Below are 11,606 nucleotides of genomic sequence, written 5' to 3'. Positions count from 1 at the left end.
TGTCACTTCAGCACTGCGGAACCGGCAAGTCGAAAGCGGCCATGCCCTGCCCTAGATGGATGAGCCGCCGGCGGTGCTGCCAGAAACAGATTCGCCACTACCCTGCCCGGCAAGACGTCCTGTCGCGCTAGCCGACGTTGCTCGGCCTCGGGCGCCAGGTCGCAGCCTAATGTTCTCTTGCTTCGGAAGCAGGAGGAATCAAGGTACTTCGGCGGGTTTCCCACTCGGCCAGCCAACCGTCAACCTGATCTCCGCGCATCGGCTTGGCGACCAAGTAGCCCTGCACCATGTCGCAGCCAGCCGCCCGCAGGAGATCCCAGTCCTCACGGTCTTCCACGCCTTCGGCGACCGTGCGCAAGCCCATGTCGCGTGCCAGGCCAAGGCTGGCTTCGAGGATGGCACGCAAAGAAGCGTTATGGCTCGCCCCATGGACAAAGCCGCGATCTATTTTCAGTTCGTCGAACGGCAGGTCACGCAATTGGGCCAGAGAGGAGTACCCGGTGCCGAAATCGTCGATGGAAAGTTTGACCTGCTTGAGGCGCAGCCTGCTCAGCACATCCAGTTGTACCTGGGGGTCATCCATCAACTGCGTCTCGGTGATCTCCAATACGAGATGGTGCATCGGCACCCCGGCAACGTGCGCTTGCTCAAGCAGGATTTCCGGGTAGTCGAGCGACGAAACACTACCCAAAGGCACATTTATGGCCAAATCGAATCGGTGGCCGGCGTCCAGCCAGTGCCGCAGATCATGCAACGCCTTACGCGTCACCTCGACACTCAGCGGGCCCACCAGCCCGTGCTCCTCGGACATCGGAATGAAATGGCAGGGCATCACCAGGCCATCTCGCGGATGCTGCCAGCGTGCGAGTACCTCCAAGCCAACCACCTTGCCGGTCGTCAGTTCCACTTTCGGCTGATAGTGGTTGCGCAATTCCCCTTGGGAGATGGCCCGCTGGAGTTCGGCCGGTGTATAGCGTGGCGCTGGAGTAGCCGAATCCGGCGAGGGAGACGCAGGATTGCCCGTAGCCAGCACTTGAAGCAATGACTCCGTGGTCACCGGCTTGCCCAGGGTTCCAAGCACATGCAAGCCATGCGCACGGGCCAACTGCTCCACGGCCTGCCGCGTCCGGGGATTTTCACCACTGACCAGCACCAGACTGCCGGCGTACGCGAGGCGTACGAGATGGCGGACGAATTCCACGCCATCCATCCCGGGCATCTGCAAGTCGCAGAAGACGATCCCGATGTCCCGATCATGTTCCAGCAGATCCAGGGCGGCCTGCCCGCTGCTGTGACAGATCATCTCCACTTGCATCCCGACTGTCCGCAACTGAAGGGAAAGCAGTTTCAGGATAAAAGGGTCATCGTCTACCAGTAGGGCTTTCATCGCCGTTCCATCCGGAAACATTCGAATTTGCATCCAGGCGGGACTCCAGCTCATGCAGCTGTTCCCGCAGTTTCAGCAGCAGCTCCCCGGCTGCTGCTTCGAAGTTCGCGACGGCCCCTACCGTGACCGCCTTGTCACCAAGAAGCGAACTGTTCTCTAGTTCGGCGCAAATGTCACCTACTTGAAGAGCCCCGACGCTGCGCGACGAAGATTTGAGCCGATGCGCCATCGCACCCACTTCACCGAAATCATCTCCCGCCGCCGCCTTCCGGATAGCGGCCATTCCCGTCATCAGCGCGTCGAGGAAGTCCTTGAGCAACACGTACAACAGCGCCGGCTCGTCGCCGATCAAGTTCTTGAGCACATTGATGTCCAGTGTCGGTCGATCCTGCGCAGGCTCGGTCTGCTGAGGTTCGGCATCCTGGCGACCCTCCTTGGTTACGGGCGGCGGCAACCATTGCTCCAGCAATTTGCGTAACGCAGGCAGTTGCAGCGGCTTGGTCAGGTAGTCGTCCATTCCCGCCGCGAGCGCACGGCTGGCTTCGCCGCGCAAGGCGTTTGCCGTCAGGGCAATGATCGGGGAATGGCTTTGCGGCGGCTCTTCGAGGCGAATGGCGGCAGCCAGCCCGTATCCGTCCAGCACTGGCATATGCAGGTCGGTGAGCAACATTGCATAGCGGCCGCGGCGCCAGAGCTCCAACGCTTCGCGCCCGTTCTTGGCCAACTCGGCCGAGTAGCCCAGCAGGTTCAACTGCCGCAACAGCACTTTCTGGTTGGTGATGTCGTCTTCCGCCACCAGGATCAATTGTCCGCATGCGCGCGCCTGGGTGATGGTGGGTGCGCTGGCCTCGGGTTCCGGCTGGCTGGAAGAGCGCCATTGTTCCGTAGCGGGCGACGCCAGCCCCGCCGCGGCAGCCGCGGCATGCAGCAGCGAGCGCCGACGCAGCAGATTGCCGTCCATCGTCACCACGCCGGCGCTCACCAGACGCGCCACGCGGCGGCGCCCCTTCGACACCAGCAGGTGGTGCACGTTCGGCTGGGCATCGAACCGGTCCAGCCATGCCGCGCGGCCCGCCTCGTCGATGCCACCGTGCACGAGCACTATCGGTTTGGTCGCATCGGCGCAGATCCGTACCGCGTCCTCATCGTCCGTCACCACGGTTACCTGTGCTCCCGCGTACTGGAGGTAGCTGCGCAGGTCGTCCGCACGGGCGTTCTGGCCATCGACAATGACGTACTCCACTCCCGACAAATCAGGAACTCCCGGAGCAGCAGCACCGGCCACGGCTTCGAAGGGCAGATGGACGGTAAAGGTCGTGCCGATGCGCGGTATGCTGTCAACGAGGATTTCACCCTGCATCAAGTCGACCAGGCGCTTGCAGATGGCGAGGCCGAGACCGGTGCCACCGAAGCGCCGGGTGGTCGATACCTCGGCCTGGCGGAACGACTCGAACAGGTGGGCGCGTGCCTCCCGGGGAATGCCAATACCGTTGTCGCTGACCTTGAAGGCGATCTGCAAGGGTTGCTGGCGGCTCACTTCCACGCGGATGTCGACGCGCCCCCGCCGCTCCCGCTCGCTGCTGCTGAACTTGATGGCATTGCCCACCAGGTTGTACATGATCTGGCGCAGGCGCACCGGATCGGCAAGGACCTGGGCCGGCCCCTCGGGCGAGACGAACACGAACAGATCCACGCCCTTGCGATCGGCCAGCGCGCTCAAGGTGTCGCAGACGGCTTCGGCCGTGTCGCACAGGCTGGTCGGCGTGAGCTCCAGCTCGAGCTTGCCGGCTTCGATCTTGGAGAAATCCAGCAAATCGTCGATCAGGTGCAGGAGTGCAAACGCGGATTCCTTCACCGTGCGCACGGCGTCAGTCTGATACTCGGACAACTTGCTGTGCGCCAGCACATCGACCATGCCCACGATGCCGTTCATGGGCGTGCGGATCTCGTGGCTCATGGTGGCCAGGAAAGCGGATTTCGCTTCGTTGGCAATTTCCGCCTGTTGCTTGGCGGCGGCCAGTTGCTTCTCCATGGCCTGGCGCTGGCGGATCTCTTCCTCAAGACGTTCGTTGACCGCAGAAAGGGCGATGTTGGCCTCGCGCAACTCCTCTTCCGAACGACGCAACTCGTCGTTTCGCTGGATGGCTGCTTCGTAGGTGGACAACAGCAGGTTGAGGATCTGCAGGCGATTGGACGTGATGAAGTGGCTGCGTCCCTTGAAGCTGATCTCGACCCCCATGTCGGCGCGATCGGACTGGCGAAGCCGGCGGTGCAACAGCACGAAATTCACGCGGTTGAGCAGGAAGGTATCGTCGTAAGGCTTCAGGATGAAGCTGTCGGCACCCGCTTCAAGACCGCTGAGAACGTCTTCCGGATTACTGAGCGTAGTGACCAGCAGAAACGGCACATCGTTCAGGTCGGCGTCCGACTTGACTGCGCGGCAAAGGCCGTAGCCATCCATTTCCGGCATGACGATGTCGCTGATGATCAAGTCCGGCTTGTGCCGTTTTGCCTCGGCCAACGCCAGACGGCCGTTTTGGCAGATAGTCACCCGGTAGCCCTGCTGTTCCAGCAGATACTGCAGGCTGAGGGCTTGGGTGGAGCTGTCTTCGGCGACCAGGATCTCGACTGCGTCGCCGCCACTAGCTTGCTTGCTGTTCACGGAAGCGCCTTGGGGTAGGAATGCGGTTGGATGACGCGTTGCAGGGCTTCGCCGATCCTGTCGAGTGGCAGGACCTGGCTGGCCGCTCCAAGCGCCACAGCTTCGCCGGGCATGCCGTAGATCACCGAAGTGGCCTTGTCCTGCACGAGGGTGATCGCGCCCGAGTCGCGCATCGCCAGGAGGCCCTGGGCTCCATCCTTCCCCATGCCTGTCAGCAGAACGCCCACGGCGTTGGGCCCGCATTGCCTGGAGATCGAATGGAACAGGGTATCCACGGCAGGTCGAAGTCCGTGTACCGGCGATGCTTTCTCGAGCCGCAGCCGACGATGCTCGCCCACGGTCAGATGGAAGTCGTCGGGTGCGAGGTAGGCATGGCCCGGGCGCGCCTCGATGCCGTGCGCTGCGATCTGCACGCGCATCGCCGTGGTTTGCCCCAGCCATTCCGACAGGCCAGGCAGGAACCCGGCGCTGATGTGCTGGACTATCACGATCGGCACAGGGAAATCCTTGTCCAGCCGCCCCAAAACCGCCTGCAAGGCCGGCGGCCCTCCGGTGGAAGCACCGATGCCCACGAACTGGATGCGACTGGACGACGATGGGGGTTGCGACGCCTGTGCCTGCGGTTTGCGGGCCCAACGCCGCACCACCTTCACCTCCGACATCAGGTGCAGGGTCTGCAGCAGTTCCCTGCCCAGACGCACAGCGTCGGGATGACTGTCGCCGACCGGCTTTTCCAGCAAGGCCACGGCGCCAGCATCATAGGCGTGGAAGGCGGTTGCCACGGCATAAACGTCGGTCACCGCCGAACACATCACGATCGGAACGGGCTGGGTCTCCATGATGCGGCGTGTCGCCTCAAATCCGTCCATGCCGTCCATCTGAATGTCCATCAGCACCACATCCGGCGGATTGGCCTGCACGAAGGCCACCGCCTGGTCGCCTCTCCCGACAGCCCCAGCCACGCGCAACGCAGGATCCTGTTCGATCAGGTGCACCAGCAGCATCCGGATGACTTCCGAGTCGTCTACCACGAGGACGCTGATGCGATTTCTGTTCACGAGGATTCCCGGGCACCGGCCAGGCGGCGCACTGCCTCCAGCAATTCACGTTGATCGAAGCTGCCTTTGGCGATATAGGCATTTGCGCCCACGTCGATACCGCGCTCGCGATCCTCGCGCCGGGACAACGCGGTGACCAGCACGACCGGGAGATCGGCAAGCTTGTGGTCGGCGCGTATGCGCAAGGTCAGGTCAAAGCCGTTCAACCGCGGCATCTCGATGTCGGAAACCAACAGGTCGAACGATTCGCTGCGCAATGCCGTGAAGGCCTCGATGCCGTCGGCCACCGCCCTCACCTTGCAGCCGGCGGACTCCAGGATGCCCTTCAATAGCAGTCTGGAGGTGATCGAATCCTCGGCAAGCAGCACCCGTTGTGCAAGCGGCCGGCCGCCTTCCTTTGCCTCCGGCCGTACCGGAGCCTGCACGGCAGTGTGCCTGGCAGACTTGAGCAGGTCGGCCACGTTGAGAATCGGTACCGGCTTGCCCGAGGCCAGCACGGTAGCCCCGGCGATATTGCGCACACGCACCAGCGGTCGCCGCAGGCGCTTGACCAGGACTTCCCCCTCGTGCAGCACCTCGTCAACAACCAGGGCCACACGCTGGTGCCCTGCGCCCAGAAGCACGACGGTCATGGGATCGGCTGCCGATTGAAAGGCAGGCATCTCGAGCAATTGGTGCAAACGGGCAAGTGCGACGACTTGCCCGTCGATTGTCAGCGTTTCGCGCTGGCCAACGGTTTTCGAGCTGGCACGCGGCACCTGGATCACCCGCTCGACATGTGCGCTGGGGAGGACAAATACCTGGTTGCACGCCTCCACGAACAAGCCGCGCAGCATGGCCATGCTCTGTGGCAACAGTATCCGGAAGCGCGCACCGCAGGGCTCGCGGTTCTCCACCTCGACTCGCCCACCCAGTCGTTCGACCTGCTCGCGCACGATGGCGAGTCCCAGCCCGCGCCCGGAAATTTCGGTGATGATCGGACTGGTGGACACGTCGGAACGGAAGGCCAGTTCCAGGGCCTGCGCGTCATTGAGCTCTCTGGCGGCATCCTCACCCAGCACGCCGGAGCGCAGCGCCGCCTTGCGCAGCCGCTGCGGATCGAGGCCGGCACCGTCATCCGCGATTTCAATGCTTATCTGATTGCCATGCAGTAGACGAGCCTGCACCTGCAAGGTCGCGCGAGGCGGTTTGCCGGCAGCCTGTCGCTTCGCCGGCAGCTCGACGCCATGGTCCAAGGCATTGCGCACCAGATGCACCAGCGGATCGCGCAGCAACTCGACCATGCGCTTGTCCAGTTGCACATCCTCACCCGAAATCTGCAGGTCGACCTGCTTGTCCTGGTCACGCGCGAGGTCGCGCACCAGCTTGGGCAAAGCCTCGGAGAGCGCCGAAAACGGCAGCATCCGCAAGGTCTTCGAATCGTCCAGCAACTCGTCGATCTGCTTGCCGGCAAAGTGGCTGTCGCGCGCGGCCGATCGCGCGATGGCGCGAACGTCACCTTCCAGGGAGCGCTGATGGCCGTAATTCCATTCCAGGAATTCCAGCGCCCTGGTTACCGATTCCAGCTCGATCCGGGTGCCGGGATCACTCGTGGCAACCAGACTCCGCAGCCGGCGCAGTGCCGGCTGCGCTGCCAGCCAGTGCTTGGACCATAGACCAAAGCGCAACTCCAGCAGCCGCAGTTCTTCAGTGCGCTCGGCTCCCGCCTGTTTGACCGTCAGCAGTTCTTCCGCCGCGAGCAGGACCCGATCCAGACGCGGTGTCTGGACGCGGACAGTACTGGTCACCTCACGCACCAGCACCGGCACCGGCACCGCACCGGTATCGACATCGGGCACGGCAGGCGGCTGATCGACGGCCTCTTCGGCAGAAGACTCGGGCTCGTGCAGGCTCTCCGGCTCGCATTCGACCGCAGCCTCGCCCCGGGCGATCGCCTCCAACTGGGTCAGCATCGCGGCAATGGCATCGGGCGAGAGGTTCGGTACCGTGCCGCCACCAGCATCCACATCGGCACTGACCATGTCGAATGCCCGGTGCAGCACATCGAAATTGCCGGCCGGCAGCACCCGACCGCGCCGCTTGCACAGCGCGAAGATTTCCTCGAGCGTCTGGCAAAGCTTTTCTATCCGCGGGAAGCCTGCAGCGCGCGCCGCCCCTTTGAGACTGTGCGTGTGCCGGAACACGGCTTCCACGTGCTGTCCGCGTTCGACTGGTGAACCGCCCTTTTCCAATGCCACCAGGCCGGTGCCGATAGCGAGCAGGTGGTCACGCGCCTCCGTCAGGAAGACGGCTCGCAGGCGTTGCAGGAATTCGGCGTCGCGTTCGTTCATTGCCGGCTAGAGGCGGTAGCCGGCGGCAAGTTGCTTGAGCTTCTCGCCAAGCAGCTTGATGCCGTGCGCCGCCGCTTCCATCTGCTTGGCACTGTCCACATTCTGGTTGCTCGCCAGCTTGATGCTTTCCATCGCCGTGGCTACCTGGTCTACACCGACCAGCTGTTGCTGGCTGGATGCGGCGATCTGCACGGCTGCCTGGGAAGCTTCGCTGACGCTGCCGGTGAGCGCCTGGATGGACTGACCCGCCTGCGTGGACTGGCGTACGCCTTCGGCTACGGCGTGGCTGCCCTGCTCGGTCGCCAGTACCGCCGCGCTCGTGGCCTGCTGGATGTCGCCGAGAATGCTGCGCACCTGTGCCGTGGCCTGGCGCGACTGCTCGGCCAAGCTTTTGACCTCCTGCGCGACCACGGCAAAACCCTTGCCGTGCTCGCCGGCCTTGGCCGCCTCGATCGAGGCGTTTACGGCCAGCAGCTTGGACTGTCCGGTCAGATCATCGACGGTAGCCACGATCTGGCCGACCGCCTGGCTCTGTTCGCTGAGCCGCACCATGCTTTCAGCGATCAGTTCCATCTGCTGCTGGATTCGCGCCATTCCGACTGCGGTGTCATCCGTAGCCTTGCGCCCTTCCTCCGAGATGGAGGCCACCCGCAAGGCGGAATCGGAGACTGCCCGGGCCTTCTCGCTGGACATCTGCGCGGTCTGCCGGACCTCCTCCACCGTAGTCGTGGTTTCGCTGACGGCCACGGCGGTCTGGGTGGCGCTGGCGGCGAGTTCGCTGGTCGAGGTCGAAATTTCACTCGCCGAGCTGCTCAGCACATTGATGCCTTCGTGGAGATCCGCCGTCAGGTTGCGCAGGTTCTGGATCATCGACGCGAACGCCTTGCCCAGTACGTCGTGCTCGGATTGCGGCTCGATGCTGACGCGAAGATCACCCTCGGAGATGCTGTGCGCTATCCCGGCCATCTGCCGCAGCGAGCGACTCATGCGCCCGAAGGCCTGATGCAACAGTCCGACTTCGTCGCTGCGGCCCAGCGATAGTTCTTCGGAAGGAAGATCGCCGATCGCGATCCGTTCGGCTGCCGTCGTCAGCGAACGCAGCGGGCCAGCGATCGTACGGGTCAGCAACCAGCCAATCGCTATCGCCGCCAATAACGCCAGCACGCCCACGACGGCGAAGGTGCTGCGGGCACTCGAGGCCTGCTGCGTACCGAGAGTCAAGGCGCGGTCCGAAAGTTTTTCAGCAAGGTCCCGCATGGCGAGGTAACGGCTGTTCTGTTCCCCCAGCGAGGTAGCGCGCGCTGCCTCGACCTGGCCTTTGCGGAGCAGGTCGAGGACCTGGCCATCGCGAACCTGCGCATATACCGCATATTGGTCGGCGAACTGGGCGATCATCGTCTCCAGTTCCGGTTCCATCTGCGTGAGGTTGCGCATGCCTTGCAGGTAGGCGGCTGCGGATCTGCCGTTTTTTCCAGCCTCGTCGAACAGATTGTTGCGCGTGCTCGCATCGCTAATGGAGAGCAGCGTCAGGACGACGGCGCGATCGTCATTGAGCGACGCCTCCAATGCGTTCGCCTCCACCGCTACATTGCGGCTCTGCGTAATTTCCTCCATGGCGTGCTGGGCCATGACGCCCAACAGCACGAGCAGCGCTACGATAAGCCCGAGGCCGAGCACCATCTTGGTGCCGGTCTTGAGGTTGTTGAACCCGTTCATGGCAACCCCCTACTGATGCCTATGGTTGTTTACGAACTCACGTCCTCATCTATGACAAGACGCGGATCGTTGAGGATGGCGTCTGTGTCCAGTATCACCAGCCGTTCCGGCGTGACTCCCACGATATATTCCGCTGCGACTCCCCCCACGGTCGACGGCGCCGGCTGGATGCGGCTCTTGCCGATGGCCGAGACACCTTCGACCGTGTCAGCCAGCAGCCCGATTTCCACCTCGTCCCTGCGCAGCAGCACAATCCTGTGCAGGTCGGTGATGCCTGGTTCGGGCAGACCGAAAAACTGCTTCAGGTCGATCACCGCCACCAGCCGCCCTCGCAGGTTGACCAGGCCGCGAAGGAACGATGGCGTGCAAGGCAGCGGCGTGAGATCCCTGAGCGGCTGCACGTCGTTCACCTGACTGGCCAGGAGGGCGTAACGCTCGTGGGCAAGAGTGAACTCGAGCACCTCGATCTGCTCCTCGAGCGGCTTGTCGGAGGGCCGTTGCGCCAGCCGTCGCGCACGTTCGCGCAAGATGACATGAGAGGCGTCGAGGCCATCGGACGAGTTCATGCGTGGTCTCCCACGACCATCAAGTCCCTGACCAGGGCGGTCAGTTGCCGCACGCTAATACCCTCGGCATGTTCGGGGTAGGCGTCCGGGGGCAGCTGTTCAAGCAAGGCCAGGACATTGCGATAGTGGCGTGCCGCATGCTTCTCCCGTCCGCGGGTGCGCTCCAGATTGGCAAGCGCCAGGCCGGCCATTACGCCATCGGGTGCCAGGTACAGGCTGCGCTCGAATGCGGCGCCGGCCTCGGGCACGTTGCCCGTCTCGGCAAGAATCATCCCTCTCAGATAATGGGCCGTCGGGTCCAGTTTTTCGGCGGCTATCCAGCGATCGCACCAGACCAGCGCTTCGTCCATGCGGCGCTGGTCGGCCAACGTCCGTGCCCGTGCGGCGATTGCCTCCGCGGAAAGTACCGTTTCCTTCGCCTTTGCGAGAGGCGGCCGCCGCTTGGGAGCAGATGGCGGTGTCGCTGGTTTAGGAAAACCGGACGACACTTCATGTGTTGCGTAAACCCGCGCCGGAAGCGTCTTGGCCGGTGTCACCTCCGTTGCGCCCTCGTCTTTTGGAGCAACTCCGCGGCGATACTGCACTTGGCCTTTCTGGTAAAAGATCGCGCCGTCGCAATGGACTGCACGAAAGCCGGCAAACAGGGTCTGCGAGGCCTCGCACGGCGCGACCGCCAGCCAGCCATCCTCGCGCAAGGCCCCATGCAGTGCCTCGACTACCTTCGATGCCTGCGCCGGCGTGAAGTACATGAGGACGTTGCGGCAGAGAATCAGGTCGAAGCCGCCATCACGCATGCTGGCCAGCGCGGCCTCGTCAGCGAGGTTCAAGGGTGCAAAGCGGACGATGCGCCGGATCGCAGGCGACAGTATGTAGCGCCCCCCTGCCAGCTGACGGAAATGCCGGGCGCGGAAATCCGGCGATGTTCCACGAAACGACCATTGGCCATACACCCCTTCCGCAGCCTTGCGCAGGAAGCGCGGATTGACGTCGGTACCAAGGAGATTGATTTGCCAGCTGCCGATGTCCGGCAACAGTTGACGCAGCAGGATGCCGATCGAATAGGTTTCTTCACCGGTACAGCAGGCGGCGCTCCAGATACGCAGCTGCCGGCTGTCCATGCGGCGCCGCTCCTCAATGAGCGCAGGCAGGACATGGGTCGAAAGTGCGGCGAACGCTTCCTGGTCGCGGAAGAAATAGGTCTCCCCGATGGTGAGGTGACTGGCCAGGATTTCCACGCCTACGGCGTCGAGCTTTTCCGACAGCAGCAGCTGTGCGCATGCCTCCACATCGGAAAGGCCGAGTTCGCTTGCCGCTCCCCTGAGCGAGCGCTTCAGATCCGGCAATTTCTCGCCCTGCAGGTGCAGCCCGAAGAGCCGCTCCACGACCGAGCCGACCCTTTCCCAAAGAACGGTTGACTCACTGCCCGGCACGTCGGGCATCCAAGGCACTGGCCAGCGCCTTCATGTCGTGGACATCGAGGAATTGCTGTGGGTCGTCGATCAGCAACAGGCCGTCCGGCGTTTTCACCAGGCCCCGTACCTGGGCAACGCCCTGGATCAGTGCCTCCCCCGGCACGAAATCCCCGCTATCGACCGCAGTCACGCCTTCTGCTTCGCTGACCGGAAGTACGAACAACTGCTGCGGTAACGCCAGCACCACGAAGGCGTCCGCAGGACTGATTGGACGCGGTGGCAAACCCAGCCGCAGCCTCAGGTCGATCACCACGGCCACGTGGCCGTGCAGGTTGACCACGCCCAACACGGCCGTCGGTGCCCCGGGCAAGGGAGTGACCTCACAGGCGTGTTCCACGCGCTCGACCGCGGCCAGCGACACGCCCAGTCGCAGCAGGTCCAGTTTGAACACAAGCAGGGAAACCGGTGCCGTCAT

The 11,606-nt window shown here is 63.5% G+C and carries 8 protein-coding genes; all 8 read right to left on the bottom strand.

Annotation, left to right across the window (positions count from 1 at the left end; translation table 11 throughout):
• Positions 1-166 precede the first annotated feature (166 nt).
• Genes ISP25_RS22030 through ISP25_RS21995 form a run of 8 tightly spaced genes read right to left on the bottom strand, consistent with a single transcriptional unit; the run spans position 167 to position 11,606 of the window.
• A complete protein-coding gene (locus ISP25_RS22030) occupies positions 167-1,387 on the bottom strand; it encodes an EAL domain-containing response regulator (protein ID WP_404611730.1) in 1,221 nt (406 codons plus the stop codon).
• Entirely contained in the window at positions 1,362-4,049 is a 2,688-nt protein-coding gene (locus tag ISP25_RS22025; RefSeq protein ID WP_404611728.1) for a response regulator, read from the bottom strand. Before ISP25_RS22025 ends, ISP25_RS22030 begins: the two co-directional genes overlap by 26 nt.
• Positions 4,046-5,107 carry a chemotaxis-specific protein-glutamate methyltransferase CheB gene (gene cheB / locus ISP25_RS22020; RefSeq protein ID WP_404611727.1) on the bottom strand — a complete coding sequence of 354 codons (1,062 nt, stop codon included), beginning with the start codon at positions 5,105-5,107 and terminating at the stop codon, positions 4,046-4,048. The genes ISP25_RS22025 and cheB overlap by 4 nt, the downstream gene beginning before the upstream one ends.
• Positions 5,104-7,437: a hybrid sensor histidine kinase/response regulator gene (locus tag ISP25_RS22015; protein ID WP_404611725.1), complete on the bottom strand. Its 2,334-nt coding sequence runs from the start codon at positions 7,435-7,437 to the stop codon at positions 5,104-5,106. Before ISP25_RS22015 ends, cheB begins: the two co-directional genes overlap by 4 nt.
• 6 nt (positions 7,438-7,443) lie before the next feature.
• Positions 7,444-9,153 carry a methyl-accepting chemotaxis protein gene (locus ISP25_RS22010; protein WP_404611723.1) on the bottom strand — a complete coding sequence of 570 codons (1,710 nt, stop codon included), beginning with the start codon at positions 9,151-9,153 and terminating at the stop codon, positions 7,444-7,446.
• A 29-nt stretch (positions 9,154-9,182) separates the two neighbouring features.
• Complete coding sequence (locus tag ISP25_RS22005) at positions 9,183-9,719, bottom strand: chemotaxis protein CheW (RefSeq protein WP_192157539.1); 537 nt, start codon at positions 9,717-9,719, stop codon at positions 9,183-9,185.
• The gene (locus ISP25_RS22000) at positions 9,716-11,158 is read right to left on the bottom strand and encodes a CheR family methyltransferase (protein ID WP_404611721.1); all 1,443 of its coding nucleotides are present in this window, start codon (positions 11,156-11,158) and stop codon (positions 9,716-9,718) included. Before ISP25_RS22000 ends, ISP25_RS22005 begins: the two co-directional genes overlap by 4 nt.
• Positions 11,136-11,606 carry a chemotaxis protein CheW gene (locus ISP25_RS21995; protein ID WP_404611719.1) on the bottom strand — a complete coding sequence of 157 codons (471 nt, stop codon included), beginning with the start codon at positions 11,604-11,606 and terminating at the stop codon, positions 11,136-11,138. The genes ISP25_RS22000 and ISP25_RS21995 overlap by 23 nt, the downstream gene beginning before the upstream one ends.

The sequence above is a fragment of the Rhodanobacter hydrolyticus genome (assembly GCF_044904645.1).
This window is presented reverse-complemented; position numbering and strand designations above follow the sequence as displayed.